At 50.0% G+C, this 14,871-nt stretch carries 11 protein-coding genes; 3 read left to right on the forward strand and 8 right to left on the reverse strand.

What is annotated here, in order from left to right; genetic code table 11:
• Positions 1–60: 60 nt before the first annotated feature.
• Positions 61–990: a DNA replication terminus site-binding protein gene (gene tus, locus ACJHWK_RS08225; RefSeq protein WP_001520585.1), complete on the forward strand. Its 930-nt coding sequence runs from the start codon at positions 61–63 to the stop codon at positions 988–990.
• Here tus and fumC read toward each other — a convergent pair.
• Together fumC and fumB are read right to left on the reverse strand one after the other, a co-directional pair.
• A complete protein-coding gene (gene fumC / locus ACJHWK_RS08230) occupies positions 987–2,390 on the reverse strand; it encodes a class II fumarate hydratase (protein WP_001520586.1) in 1,404 nt (467 codons plus the stop codon). The genes tus and fumC overlap by 4 nt on opposite strands.
• A 142-nt stretch (positions 2,391–2,532) precedes the next feature.
• Positions 2,533–4,179: a class I fumarate hydratase gene (fumB, locus tag ACJHWK_RS08235; RefSeq protein ID WP_000066639.1), complete on the reverse strand. Its 1,647-nt coding sequence runs from the start codon at positions 4,177–4,179 to the stop codon at positions 2,533–2,535.
• A gap of 198 nt (positions 4,180–4,377) precedes the next feature.
• On the opposite strand from fumB, the gene manA reads away from it, so the two are divergent.
• Positions 4,378–5,553 carry a mannose-6-phosphate isomerase gene (gene manA, locus ACJHWK_RS08240; protein WP_001520587.1) on the forward strand — a complete coding sequence of 392 codons (1,176 nt, stop codon included), beginning with the start codon at positions 4,378–4,380 and terminating at the stop codon, positions 5,551–5,553.
• A 100-nt stretch (positions 5,554–5,653) separates the two neighbouring features.
• Positions 5,654–7,162 carry a YdgA family protein gene (locus tag ACJHWK_RS08245; RefSeq protein WP_001520588.1) on the forward strand — a complete coding sequence of 503 codons (1,509 nt, stop codon included), beginning with the start codon at positions 5,654–5,656 and terminating at the stop codon, positions 7,160–7,162.
• Between the two features lie 45 nt (positions 7,163–7,207).
• Here the strand turns inward: ACJHWK_RS08245 and uidC are convergent, their stop codons facing one another.
• The 6 genes from uidC to malI form a co-directional block, all read right to left on the reverse strand.
• Positions 7,208–8,473: a glucuronide uptake porin UidC gene (gene uidC, locus ACJHWK_RS08250; RefSeq protein ID WP_001520589.1), complete on the reverse strand. Its 1,266-nt coding sequence runs from the start codon at positions 8,471–8,473 to the stop codon at positions 7,208–7,210.
• Between the two features lie 38 nt (positions 8,474–8,511).
• On the reverse strand, positions 8,512–9,885 hold the full coding sequence (gene uidB / locus ACJHWK_RS08255; RefSeq protein ID WP_001075890.1) for a glucuronide transporter: 1,374 nt from the start codon (positions 9,883–9,885) through the stop codon (positions 8,512–8,514).
• Positions 9,882–11,693: a beta-glucuronidase gene (gene uidA / locus ACJHWK_RS08260; protein ID WP_001520590.1), complete on the reverse strand. Its 1,812-nt coding sequence runs from the start codon at positions 11,691–11,693 to the stop codon at positions 9,882–9,884. The genes uidB and uidA overlap by 4 nt, the downstream gene beginning before the upstream one ends.
• Before the next feature lie 390 nt (positions 11,694–12,083).
• Positions 12,084–12,674: a DNA-binding transcriptional regulator UidR gene (gene uidR, locus ACJHWK_RS08265; protein WP_000969092.1), complete on the reverse strand. Its 591-nt coding sequence runs from the start codon at positions 12,672–12,674 to the stop codon at positions 12,084–12,086.
• A gap of 228 nt (positions 12,675–12,902) precedes the next feature.
• Positions 12,903–13,670 (reverse strand): 7-alpha-hydroxysteroid dehydrogenase, encoded by a 768-nt coding sequence (gene hdhA, locus ACJHWK_RS08270; protein ID WP_000483362.1) that lies wholly within the window; start codon positions 13,668–13,670, stop codon positions 12,903–12,905.
• Between the two features lie 111 nt (positions 13,671–13,781).
• Complete coding sequence (gene malI / locus ACJHWK_RS08275) at positions 13,782–14,810, reverse strand: mal regulon transcriptional regulator MalI (RefSeq protein ID WP_001520591.1); 1,029 nt, start codon at positions 14,808–14,810, stop codon at positions 13,782–13,784.
• Between the last annotated feature and the right edge of the window lie 61 nt (positions 14,811–14,871).

Below are 14,871 nucleotides of genomic sequence, written 5' to 3' on the forward strand. Positions count from 1 at the left end.
GTCAAGTCACCACCACTGTGCTATAAAATAAAGTATGTTGTAACTAAAGTGGTTAATATTATGGCGCGTTACGATCTCGTAGACCGACTCAACACTACCTTTCGCCAGATGGAACAAGAACTGGGTGCATTTGCCGCTGAGCTAGAACAGCACAAATTGCTGGTTGCCCGCGTGTTCTCTTTGCCGGAGGTAAAAAAAGAGGATGAGCATAATCCGCTTAATCGTATTGAGGTAAAGCAACATCTCGGCAACGACGCGCAGTCGCTGGCGTTACGTCATTTCCGCCATTTATTTATTCAACAACAGTCCGAAAATCGCAGCAGCAAGGCCGCTGTTCGTCTACCTGGCGTGTTGTGTTACCAGGTCGATAACCTTTCGCAAGCAGCGTTGGTCAGTCATATTCAGCACATCAATCAACTCAAGACTACGTTCGAGCATATCGTCACGGTTGAGTCAGAACTCCCCACAGCGGCGCGTTTTGAATGGGTGCATCGTCATTTGCCGGGGCTGATCACCCTTAATGCTTACCGAACGCTCACTGTTCTGCACGACCCCGCCACTTTACGTTTTGGGTGGGCCAATAAACATATCATTAAGAATTTGCATCGTGATGAAGTCCTGGCACAGCTGGAAAAAAGTCTGAAATCACCGCGCAGTGTCGCACCGTGGACGCGCGAGGAGTGGCAAAGAAAACTGGAGAGAGAGTATCAGGATATTGCTACCCTGCCACAGGACGCGAAGTTAAAAATCAAACGTCCGGTGAAGGTGCAGCCGATTGCCCGCGTCTGGTACAAGGGAGATCAAAAACAAGTACAACACGCTTGCCCTACACCGCTTATTGCGCTGATTAATCGGGATAATGGCGCGGGCGTGCCGGACGTTGGGGAGTTGTTAAATTACGATGCCGACAATGTGCAACACCGTTATAAACCACAGGCGCAGCCGCTTCGTTTGATCATTCCACGGCTGCACCTGTATGTTGCAGATTAACGCCCGGCTTTCATACTGCCGACCATCTGTTCTGGCCGTACCCAGCTGTCAAACTCGGCTTCGCTAAGATACCCCAGCGCAAGGGCTGCAGCTTTTAAGGTCAGCCCTTCTTTATGCGCTTTTTTGGCGATCTCGGCGGCTTTGTCATAACCTATGTGGGTGTTAAGCGCAGTCACCAGCATCAGCGATTCATTGAGTAATTGATTGATTCGCTCACGATTCGGTTCAATGCCCACTGCACAGTGTTTGTTGAAACTTTCCATGCCATCTGCCAGCAAGCGCACCGATTGCAGGAAATTATGAATCACCATCGGACGGAAGACGTTCAGTTCAAAGTTACCGGAAGCGCCACCCATGTTGATCGCCACGTCGTTCCCCATCACCTGACAGCAAAGCATGGTTAATGCCTCACACTGGGTTGGGTTCACTTTCCCCGGCATGATTGAGCTGCCCGGCTCATTTTCCGGGATTGCGATTTCACCAATTCCACAGCGCGGGCCAGAGGCCAGCCAGCGGACATCATTGGCAATTTTCATCAGTGACGCAGCCAACCCTTTCAACGCGCCGTGCGCCTGAACCAGGGCATCACAGGTCGCCAGCGCTTCAAATTTGTTCGGCGCGGTAACAAACGGAGCGCAGGTAATGACTGCCAGTTCATCTGCTACTCGACGCGCATACTCCGGATGGGTATTTAGTCCAGTACCCACCGCTGTACCGCCAAGAGCCAGTTCCGCTACATGCGGCAGGCTGTATTCGATATGTTTGAGATTATGCTCGAGCATCGCTACCCAGCCGGAAATCTCCTGCCCCAGTGTTAGCGGCGTGGCATCCTGCAAGTGGGTTCGACCGATTTTGACGATATCGGCAAATGCGCGCGATTTCTCATTCAGTGTCTGTGTCAGGGTTTTAAGCTGCGGAATGAGTTGCTTGCGCAGCGCCAGCAGCGCCGCAACGTGCATAGCCGTTGGAAAGACATCGTTAGAACTTTGGCTTTTGTTCACGTCGTCGTTAGGGTGAACTTTACGCTCCATCCCACGCACGCCGCCGAGTAATTCACTGGCCCGGTTAGCCAGCACTTCGTTCATGTTCATATTACTTTGCGTGCCGGAGCCGGTCTGCCAGATAGCCAGCGGGAATTCGTCGTCATGCTGTCCTGCCAGTACTTCATCCGCCGCCTGACGAATGGCGCTCGCTTTCTCTTCAGACAACAAGCCTAAATCTTCATTAACTTTTGCCGCTGCGCGCTTGGTTAGCGCCAGCGCATGAATCAGTGAGGTGGGCATTTTCTCCGTCGAAATGCGGAAATGCTCCAGCGAGCGTTGAGTTTGTGCGCCCCACAGCTTATCTGCCGGGACATCAATCGCCCCCATCGAATCTTTTTCGCTGCGTACTGTATTCATGGCCTGCTCCTCACCTGATTAATTTTTTCTTTCTGTTTTGCTTTCGTTAAGCAACTTTTAGCTCACTCATTATTTACTATTTGATAACAAATATTTGGTCTTTCGTGCCATGTAAAAAAACCGCCCCGAAGGGCGGCTCTGTTTATTTCACACAGCGGGTGCACTGTGTGAGTTGTATCTGCTGGAAGAAGTCATTTCCTTTATCATCCACAAGGATAAACGCCGGGAAATCTTCCACTTCAATTTTCCAGATGGCTTCCATTCCCAGTTCCGGATATTCAACACATTCCAGGCTCTTAATACTTCCCTGCGCCAATACTGCTGCCGGACCACCGATACTACCGAGGTAGAAACCGCCGTGTTTTTTACAGGCATCCGTCACCTGCTGGCTGCGGTTGCCTTTCGCCAGCATGATCATACTTCCTCCCTGCGCTTGCAGTTGATCGACATAAGAATCCATCCGTCCGGCGGTCGTTGGGCCAAGAGAACCGGAGGCATAGCCTTCCGGCGTTTTGGCCGGACCCGCATAGTAAATCGGATGATCTTTGATGTACTGCGGCAGCCCTTCACCGTTATCCATCCGCTCTTTCAGTTTGGCGTGAGCAATATCACGACCGACGATAATCGTGCCATTCAGCGATAAGCGTGTAGAAACGGGATACTGCGACAACTGTGCGAGGATCTCTTTCATCGGACGGTTAAGGTCAACGCGCACCGCTTCGCCTTCTCCCGCTTTGCGCAGCTCTTCCGGGATATATTTTCCTGGATTATGTTCCAGTTTTTCGATCCAGATCCCCTGACGGTTGATCTTCGCTTTGATATTACGGTCAGCAGAACAGGAGACGCCCATACCGACCGGGCAGGATGCGCCGTGACGTGGCAGGCGAATCACGCGGATGTCGTGAGCGAAGTATTTACCGCCAAACTGCGCACCCAGACCAAGATTTTGCGCTTCGATCAGCAATTCTTTTTCCAGTTCCACATCGCGGAACGCCTGTCCGTGCTCATTCCCTTCCGTTGGCAGTTCATCATAGTATTTAGCGGAAGCCAGTTTCACCGTTTTAAGGTTCGTTTCTGCAGAAGTTCCACCAATAACGAACGCAATATGATACGGAGGACAGGCCGCCGTACCCAGCGTGCGCATCTTCTCAACCAGGTAATTTTTCAGTTTCCCCGGCGTTAGTAACGCTTTGGTTTCCTGATAGAGATACGTCTTGTTTGCCGAACCGCCACCTTTGGCGATACAGAGGAATTTGTACTCGTCGCCATCAACGGCATAAAGATCGATCTGCGCTGGTAGATTGGTGCCGGTATTCACCTCTTTATACATATCCAGCGGCGCGTTTTGCGAGTAGCGCAGATTATCTTCGATATAAGTGTTATAGACACCGCGTGCCAGCGCCGCTTCATCACCGCCACCGGTCCATACACGCTGCCCTTTTTTACCAACAATAATCGCGGTGCCGGTATCCTGACAGGTTGGCAGAACGCCTTTCGCCGCGATGTCGGAGTTACGCAGGAATTGCAGCGCCACATATTTATCATTTTCGCTGGCTTCCGGGTCACGCAGAATGTCGGCCACCTGTTGTTGGTGAGCCGGACGCAGCATAAATGACGCATCATGAAACGCCTGACGCGCCAACAAAGTTAACGCTTCGGGTGCGACTTTCAAAATCTCCTGCCCTTCAAATTCAGATACGCTAACGTGTTCGCTGGTTAGCAGGTAATACTCAGTATCATCTTTTTTGAGTGGAAAAGGAGCCTGATAATGAAAGGGTTTGTTTGACATTGTTCTCTCACTTACTGCCTGGTTTGGTTATGCTCTGGGCGGGTGTTCCGTTGCCCTGTTAAAAGCGAGTAACAATATCCTACACACTTTTTTAACAAAAACTGAGACTAGTACGACTTTTTGCGGCTCCAGGTTACTTCCCGTAGGATTCTTGCTTTAATAGCGGGATTAATTTCCACATTAAAACAGGGATTGATCATGCAAAAACTCATTAACTCAGTGCAAAACTATGCCTGGGGCAGCAAAACGGCGTTGACTGAACTTTATGGTATGGAAAATCCGTCCAGCCAGCCGATGGCCGAGCTGTGGATGGGCGCACATCCGAAAAGCAGTTCACGGGTGCAGAATGCCGCCGGAGATATCGTTTCACTGCGTGATGTGATTGAGAGTGATAAAGCGACTCTTTTGGGAGATGCCGTTGCCAAACGCTTTGGCGAACTGCCTTTCCTGTTCAAAGTATTATGCGCAGCACAGCCGCTCTCCATTCAGGTTCATCCAAACAAACGCAATTCTGAAATCGGTTTTGCCAAAGAAAATGCCGCAGGTATTCCGATGGATGCCGCCGAGCGTAACTATAAAGATCCTAACCACAAGCCGGAGCTGGTTTTTGCGCTGACGCCTTTCCTTGCGATGAACGCGTTTCGTGAATTTTCCGAGATTGTTTCCCTACTCCAGCCAGTCGCAGGTGCACATCCGGCGATTGCTCACTTTTTACAACAGCCTGATGCCGAACGTTTAAGCGAACTGTTCGCCAGCCTGCTGAATATGCAGGGGGAAGAAAAATCCCGCGCGCTGGCGATTTTAAAATCGGCGCTCGACAGCCAGCAGGGTGAACCGTGGCAAACGATTCGTTTAATTTCTGAATTTTACCCGGAAGACAGCGGTCTGTTCTCCCCGCTATTGCTGAATGTGGTGAAATTGAACCCTGGCGAAGCGATGTTCCTGTTCGCTGAAACACCGCACGCTTACCTGCAAGGCGTGGCGCTGGAAGTGATGGCTAACTCCGATAACGTGCTGCGTGCGGGTCTGACGCCTAAATACATTGATATTCCGGAACTGGTTGCCAATGTGAAGTTCGAAGCCAAACCGGCTAACCAGTTGTTGACCCAGCCGGTGAAACAAGGTGCAGAACTGGACTTCCCGATTCCTGTTGATGATTTTGCCTTCTCGCTGCATGACCTTAGTGATAAAGAAACCACCATCAGCCAGCAGAGTGCCGCCATTTTGTTCTGCGTCGAAGGCGATGCAACGCTGTGTAAAGGTTCTCAGCAGTTACAGCTTAAACCGGGTGAATCAGCGTTTATTGCCGCCAACGAATCACCGGTGACTGTCAAAGGCCACGGCCGTTTAGCGCGTGTTTACAACAAGCTGTAAGAGCTTACTGAAAAAATTAACATCTCTTGCTAAGCTTATTAAAGGCTTATAACACCTTCAGGCGGCCAGTCCGCCTGATTTCATTTTATGGATAATCATTATGAATAAATCGCTGGTAGCGGTAGGCGTCATTGTTGCGCTAGGCGTAGTCTGGACAGGCGGCGCATGGTATACAGGCAAGAAGATTGAAACCCATCTCGAAGACATGGTCGCGCAGGCGAACGCGCAACTCAAACTGACCGCTCCTAAATCCAACCTGGAAGTGAGTTATCAAAACTATCATCGCGGCGTATTCAGCAGTCAGCTGCAACTGTTGGTGAAACCCATTGCCGGGAAAGAAAATCCGTGGATTAAAAGCGGTCAGAGCGTCATCTTCAACGAATCGGTTGATCATGGTCCCTTCCCCCTTGCCCAGCTAAAAAAACTGAACCTGATCCCGTCGATGGCATCAATTCAAACCACGCTGGTTAATAACGAAGTTAGCAAGCCACTGTTTGATATGGCAAAAGGTGAAACGCCTTTTGAGATTAACTCCCGCATTGGTTACAGCGGAGATTCCAGTTCCGATATTTCGCTCAAGCCACTGAATTACGAGCAAAAGGATGAAAAAGTCGCCTTTAGCGGCGGCGAGTTCCAGTTAAATGCAGACAGAGACGGCAAAGCTATCTCCCTTTCCGGGGAGGCGCAAAGTGGTCGGATAGACGCAGTTAACGAATACAACCAGAAAGTGCAGTTGACCTTTAATAATCTGAAAACCGACGGTTCCAGCACGCTGGCAAGTTTTGGTGAGCGCGTAGGAAACCAAAAACTGTCACTGGAAAAAATGACCATTTCAGTGGAAGGCAAAGAACTGGCACTGCTGGAAGGCATGGAGATCAGCGGTAAATCGGATCTGGTCAATGACGGTAAAACGATCAATAGCCAACTGGATTACTCGCTAAACAGCCTGAAGGTACAGAATCAGGATCTGGGCAGTGGCAAGCTGACTCTAAAAGTCGGCCAAATTGATGGTGAAGCCTGGCATCAGTTTAGCCAGCAATATAACGCGCAAACTCAGGCGCTGCTGGCACAGCCAGAAATTGCCAACAATCCCGAACTTTATCAGGAGAAAGTGACGGAAGCCTTCTTTAGCGCCCTGCCGCTGATGTTGAAAGGCGATCCGGTGATTACTATCGCGCCGCTAAGCTGGAAAAACAGTCAGGGTGAAAGTGCGCTGAATCTGTCGCTGTTCCTGAAAGATCCGGCAACGACTAAAGAAGCGCCGCAAACGCTGGCGCAGGAAGTAGATCGTTCGGTTAAATCTCTGGATGCGAAACTGACCATTCCGGTGGATATGGCAACTGAGTTTATGACTCAGGTAGCGAAGCTGGAAGGTTATCAGGAAGATCAAGCGAAAAAACTGGCGAAACAGCAAGTTGAAGGTGCATCAGCAATGGGGCAGATGTTCCGTCTGACCACCTTGCAGGACAATACCATCACCACCAGCCTGCAATATGCTAACGGTCAGATCACGTTAAACGGGCAGAAAATGCCACTGGAAGATTTTGTTGGGATGTTTGCAATGCCGGCATTAAACGTTCCGGCTGTACCCGCTATTCCGCAGCAGTAATTCACAGCCAAAACGCCGGAGATTTTTCTCTCCGGCATTTTTTTCTTACTTCAGCATAAAGTCATACTGAATACTCATTTTCACATCCCAGTAATTCAGGCGATCGCCCAGCGCACTGCCATCGCGTTTTTCCCGCCCTTTATCGGCAGCAAGAAAGAAATTCATCCCTTGTAACGGCCCTTCGCTGACCCGATAGTTCATACCACCTAAGATACCCGCGCCTTCAATCCGCACATCTCGTTTACTGGATTCATAGCCGCGAGTCACAATCGGTGCAAATGTCAGCGTAAATTGCGGAGTTAAACGATAGTTGACACCCAATTGCCAGGACTGCATTCCTTCACGGTTACGATCAAGACTTAATGAAAAGGGATAGCCAATGTCGGTATCCACCACGGCACCATTCATTGCATGGCGCAAATAACCACCACTGCCAAATACGCTTCCCCACGGCGCATTCCAGGTCAATTGTCCACTAACCAACGCCGTTTCATTGGGCTGGCTGGTATTACGACTTAAACCTTCGAGTTGCGCGTAAAAGCCGAGCAACTCCCCTTTCAACGTATAATTCGGGTCAAGCGGTATGCTTTTCTCGAGAATACTTTGTATCTGATTGGATACATCTTTCTGTACCGATGCCCCCAGAGAATAGCGACTGGTATCATCATGCCAACTGGCGGCTAAAAAAGAACGTGCGCGGTGTTTATCGTATTTTCCCGTCTGGCTGTTATACACCCCTTCATCACGAATACCGGTTGTTGAATCGGTCCATAAAAATACTCGTGAACGCCACATTCCCCACAGATCAATATTTGGCGTTAAAGCCCAATAACCTAATGCTCCTTCAGAAACTGTCGGTAATGTACGTTGCGAACTGCCAGCCATTAACGGAATACGATAAGGTAAGCTACCATAACTATAATCCGTCCCGAAGCGACCTAATTTAAGTAGGCTATTTTCACTGGGTTTTATTTTTACTGCTCCCAGGGCAAAGCCAAAACTTTTATCACCATCAAGATACCACCGGGTACTCATATCAGCACGAGCACCTAATTTATAAACATAATACGCCCCGCCTTCAACGCCAATAATATTGGAATAATAACCACTATTGAAATCGAGCAATCCTCCCTGTACCCATGCGTAAATATCTCTTCCCGCGCCAGCACTGGGCTTATCAGCCCTGCGTAATTCATTTTTCAGTCTGATGCGTAGTCCCGCTTCATCGTCAGTCAGTTGCGCCGCGTAAGCAGAGGTAAGGCCAGAGGCAGCCGTCAGGCAAATAACGGCCATGGCCACTATTTTTCTCATAGTTGCACCTTTGATGTTCTGATTATTTTTATTGAATATTAATTAGTGATATCGCTGATTAATTGCTGCTGCATTTTTTTACGATTATCAATTTCAACCACGATTTCTTTGAATTTTTTATCCGTGAGCGGATAAAACCAGATAATGACGAATGCCAGCAGCATAAATCCACAAGGTACTAAGGCAATTGATGTGCGGATGCCCATAATAACTTCCGGCGTTTGCACCTGATTGGCAATATATCCGCTTAATCCCAAAATAAAGGCAGGAATTGAACCTCCGATTGCCTGACCGCATTTACGGGTAAATGAGAATAGTGAATAGGTGAGCCCTTCTATTCGCACGCCAGTCAGGTATTCACCGTATTCTACAGTATCAGCTTCCAGTGCCCACATCACGGTCATGGTAACGCCCTGACCAATTGAAGCGATGGCCAACGCAACCAACGCCACCGGCAGTGACCAGACCGAAACCCAGAAGAACAGCAGATAACCGCAGGTTCCCAGCAAAGCGCCAATCAGGAAGGTATTCTTTTTACCGATCCTCGCGACCATCCCCGGCACCAGCGGTGCCGATGCCACAGTACCGACCAGGTTTTGCACCAGTACCAGCACAGTGAACAGCCCGGTATCATTTAACACATAGCGCACGTAGAACAACGACGAGGCGCTGACCGCGAAGGTCGAAATCAGCACACACAGCGCACCGATGCACAACATAAACAGCGGGCGATTCCGTTTCAGGGTTTGCAGACTGATCTTCAATGACGGCTGCGCCACGATACGTACCACATTTTCACGCGTCGATTTGAAGCAGATGAAGTAAAGCACCATTCCGGCAATCGCCAGCACAATCGTCCAGAAATGGTACACCGACACCATCTCTTCCGGGCTGGAGTTCTTAATGCTCGGTCCTATCAGAAATGCCAGGCAGACAAAGGTCAATGAAGCGGCAATCCCGCGAGCCGCGCCCAGACGGGCGCGGGATTGTGGTTGTTGGGTCATCGCGGTAGCAAGTGAACCATAAGGAATATTCACCAGGCTGTAGCAAAGTCCGAGGCCCATGTAGGTCAAATATGCATACACTACTTTGCTGCTATGGCTCCAGTCGGTCGGTACCCAGAATACCAGCACGCTGAAGATCATTAACGGCGCAGTACCGAAGAGTAAAAACGGGCGGAATTTTCCCCAGCGGGTATTCACACTGTCCACCACTCGTCCGGCAAAGACGTCGGCGAAGGCATCGAATACCCGCACCAGTAACAGCATGGTGCCCGCCGCAGCGGCACCGACGCCAGCGACGTCGGTGTAGTAACTCAACAGGAAGAGCGCCCCCATTGCGAAGGCGAAGTTATTGGCGACGTCACCGAGGCTGTAGCCGACGATGGTGCGCCAGGAGAGTTGTTGATTCATTGTTTGCCTCCCTGCTGCGGTTTTTCACCGAAGTTCATGCCAGTCCAGCGTTTTTGCAGCAGAAAAGCCGCCGACTTCGGTTTGCGGTCGCGGGTGAAGATCCCCTTCTTGTTACCGCCAACGCGCAATATGCCTTGCGAGGTCGCAAAATCGGCGAAATTCCATACCTGTTCACCGACGACGGCGCTGACGCGATCAAAGACGCGGTGATACATATCCAGCCATGCACACTGATACTCTTCACTCCACATGTCGGTGTACATTGAGTGCAGCCCGGCTAACGTATCCACGCCGTATTCGGTGATGATAATCGGCTGATGCAGTTTCTCCTGCCAGGCCAGCAGTTCTTTTTCCAGTACCTTCTCTGCCGTTTCCAAATCGCCGCTTTGGACATACCAACCGTAATAACGGTTCAGGCACAGCACATCAAAAAGATCGCTGATGGTATCGGTGTGAGCGTCGCAGAACATTACATTGACGCAGGTGATCGGACGCGTCGGGTCGAGTTTACGCGTTGCTTCCGCCAGTGGCGCGAAATATTCCCGTGCACCTTGCGGACGGGTATCCGGTTCGTTGGCAATACTCCACATCACCACGCTTGGGTGGTTTTTGTCACGCGCAATCAGCTCTTTAATCGCCTGTAAGTGCGCCTGCTGGGTTTCCCCGTTGACTGCCTCTTCGCTGTACAGTTCTTTCGGCTTGTTGCCCGCTTCGAAACCAATGCCTAAAGAGAGGTTAAAGCCGACAGCTGCTGTTTCATCAATCACCACGATGCCATGTTCATCTGCCCAGTCGAGCATCTCTTCGGCATAAGGGTAATGCGAGGTACGGTAGGAGTTGGCCCCAATCCAGTCCATTAATGCGTGATCGTGCACCATCAACACGTTATCGAATCCTTTGCCGCGCAAATCCGCATCTTCATGACGACCAAAGCCAGTAAAGTAGAACGGTTTGTGGTTGATCAGGAACTGTTCGCCCTTCACTGCTACTGACCGGATGCCGACGCGCAGCGGGTAGAAATCACACTCTGTCTGGCTTTTGGCTGTGACGCATAGTTCATAGAGATAACCTTCACCCGGTTGCCAGAGGTGCGGATTCACCACTTGCAAAGTCCCGCTGGTACCTTGTCCAGTTGCAACCACCTGCTGATCCGCATCACGCAGTTCAACGCTGACATCACCATTTGCTACCACCTGCCAGTCAACAGACGCGTGGTTACAGTCTTGCGCGACATGCGTCACCACGGTGATATCGTCCACCCAGGTGTTCGGCGTGGTGTAGAGCATTACGCTGCGATGGATCCCGGCATAGTTAAAGAAATCATGGAAGTAAGACTGCTTTTTCTTGCCGTTTTCATCGGTAATCACCATTCCCGGCGGGATAGTCTGCCAGTTCAGTTCATTGTTCACACAAACGGTGATACGTACACTTTTCCCGGCAATAACATACGGCGTGACATCGGCTTCAAATGGCGTATAGCCGCCCTGATGCTCCATCACTTCCTGATTATTTACCCACACTTTGCCGTAATGAGTGACCGCATCGAAACGCAGCACGATACGCTGGCCCGCCCAACCTTTCGGTATAAAGACTTCGCGCTGATACCAGACGTTGCCCACATAATTACGAATATCTGCATCGGCGAACTGATCGTTAAAACTGCCTGGCACAGCAATTGCCCGGCTTTCTTGTAACACGCTTTCCCACCAACGCTGATCAATTCCACAGTTTTCGCGATCCAGACTGAATGCCCACAGGCCGTCGAGTTTTTTGATTTCACGGGTTGGGGTTTCTACAGGACGTAACATAAGGGACTCCTCATTAAGATAAAAATACTGGTCAACCTTTAATCTGATTAGTTAACCAATTCTGTGTTGCACACAGTTATCTGTGAGAAACCCATGGAAGAGAAATGGAAATAAAAAGAACTGACACCGCGATCAAAAAACCAAAAACTGCAATACCCACAGCGTGATATAGATCGCATTAATCTTTAAAACGGCGTTGACAGAAGCCATAAAATAAGCAACCGAACGTTCGTTCGAGCATATTGGGAACGATAAACTCTCATGACATATGGCTACAGTGAATATTTTGGGGGGAATTCTCCGAACCCGGGAAGGATAATTTTTGCACAGAGAAATTACGATATGAAACGCGGGCTCAGTTGTCACCAGCCCGCGGAAAGAGAGAGAGGATCAGGATGCGGTTAAGATACCGCCAATCATCGCGCGTAATCCCTGAGCAAACGACGCTTCACGCGCCAGATCTTCCGCTTCGATATCGGCCAGTACACCGTAGGTCAGATCCAGCAGTAAACGTGAAGTCATTGCCGTGTTGATGTCTGGGCTTATCTCGCCTTTTTGCTGGGCATCACGCATCCGCTGGGCAACAAATTCCGTGATCGTCATATGCTTATTTTTAAGCATGGCGGCGACCTGTGGGTTACGCATCCCTTCCGCCATAATTTCGACCACCAGCGCCCGTTGTCCAAAGGCTTCATGGGTGAGAGAGACAATAGACTCGACCATATAGTCAACGAAATGAATCCCTTCAATCGGTTCCCGGAAACGGGCCAGCGCCCTCTCCTGGTCCTGTAAGATAATCGCCTGAATCAGGGCTTCTTTGGAGATGAAATGGTGATAGAGCGTCCCGGGACTAATGGCGCAAGATTTACAGATGGCTTTCATCGAGGCACTGTGAAATCCATTTTCTGAAAAAATCTCTCTGGCAGCATTGAGGATCCGGGTCCGTGTCGGTTGTGCTTCAGTCTGCATGTTATCCATCATAAAACCATTATAGTTAGCGTGAATAACTAGTTTACCGCGTTGTCAGGTGAGCGCCTATCATTGCTGTTGAATAGTGCGAAGGCACACTCTATTCGTATACTTTTCACCCAGAAATTGGTTAACCAATAGCCGTGATTTGGCTGCCAGTTGTTTCGCAGAGACGTTAATGAATTGCACACGCTATCCCGGTAAACAACACGTACGGCTGTTTACCGGTCCGTTAGTGTATTAATTCAGCTCCTGTACCCCACCACCGGAGACGGTGAGAATTTGTCCGCTTACCCAGCTGGCTGCAGGCGAGCAAAGGAACAGCGCCGCGTTAGCAATATCTTGCGGTTGGCCCAGACGTCTGATCGGCGTGTGCTGTAACATTTTTTGTTCAATTTCTGGTGTAATAACGGATTTCAGGGCATCGGTTAATATTGCCCCCGGCGCAATGCCATTCACCCGAATATTTTTTTCACCCAGGTCAAACGCCATATTTCTGACCAGATGACTGGCCGCAGCTTTAGATGATGCATAGGAGGTCATGTTTATATTTTTATTTTCTGCCGCCATAGAAGTGATGGTCAGAATAACGCCACCGCCATTTTTTTCCATTTCTGGCGCAACAAGTTGTGACAGATGGAAAAAAGAAAACACATTCAGTTCATAAGCACGGCGAAAATCTGCCATTGGCATATCAAACGGTTTAGGACCACCGCCACCGGCGTTGTTAACCAGGATATCAACTTTACCCAGCTTACTGACGGCAAAGTCTGCCAGTGCAGAGAGTTCCTGTTCGGAAGTAATATCACAACGGCAGGCAAATGCCTGACCACCCAGTTGTTGAATTTCATCAACAACATGGTTAGCTGCGTCGGCGTTAATATCACTGACCACCACAGATGCGCCAGCTGTCGCGAATGTAATGGCAATTTCTTTACCAATACCTGCACCGGCACCTGTGATGATGGCACATTTTCCGTCGAGTCTCAGGTTGTCAGAATTAAACACATAAACCTCCTGTGAACTTCAGTAAAAATAAAAGGCACCGCCTGTGTGCCACATTTTTTATCATTAACCTTGAGGAAAGGACACTACCAGGTATAGCAGATAAAGAGAGGATTATTTCGCCGCAATGAGCCGGGCGGGAATAATAAGATTGCGTGAATGCGTCTCTTCATGGGTGATTTTTTGCATCATGCGATCCGCAAGTGTGGTACCAAGTTCCCGCGCTGGCGTGCTGGCCCAGGTAACAGGTCTATCATCAAGTGTGGTTGGTGTCGCATCGGTAAATGCCGCCAGCGAAACCTGTTGTTCAAAGTAACGATCGACTCCGCTTTCACCGCTTTGCCGCCCTGCTTTCAGCAAACCAAACCATGCCCCCATCGCAATGGTTTCGTTATAGCAAACCACGGCACTGATGGTCGGGTTATGACGTAAAAGCGCCGTGATAGCTTCCGCGGCTTGCTTCTGGCTGGAAGTGCACTCCAGCACCCAATCACTGTGAAACGGCAGGCCAAATTTTAGTAGAGTTGCACAATAGCCCCCCACCCGTTCTGCCCGGGTTAATGAGGAACTTTGCCCTCCCAGCCAGGCGATACGCTGATGCCCATTGCGAATGAGATGCTCCGTCAACAACTGTGCAGCCTGCATGTTGTCCGGGCGAACCGTATCAACATCATCAAGATAACTGGCACGGGAAGCGAAAATAACCGGGATAGCTTTTTCTTCTGCCATCCGTCGCAGGTCATCGCTGCTTCCTGCAGCCCCGGCAATTACCACACCATCGACACCCTGATTCAGTAACAGTGAAAACCGCTGTGCCAGCTGCTCGCCGTCTTTACCGCCGTGAAGCAAAAAAACCATCCGTCCCTGCGCTTCCAGAGCTTCCGTCAATCCGGCCGTTAATTCGGCGTAAAACGGCGCAGATAAATCACGGACGATCAAACCAATGACGCCGCTTTGCCCGCCGCGCAGCGCCGACGCCTGACGATTGCGCACAAATCCCAGCTCTTCAATGGCGGCGTTAACGCGTTCTCCTGTGGCGGTAGAGATTCGCCCTTTGCCACTTAGCACCAGCGAAACGGTACTTACCGACACGCCCGCAGCCAGCGCAACATCATGAATGGTTATTTTTTTGGCGGTAGCCATGCAGATGACCTACTCCCTGATTATGTGACAGATAAAACGTTTTACCTTTTATTTATCTTAT

Origin of the sequence: Escherichia sp. WS547, assembly GCF_046486065.1 — a bacterium.
GTDB lineage: Bacteria > Pseudomonadota > Gammaproteobacteria > Enterobacterales > Enterobacteriaceae > Escherichia > Escherichia coli.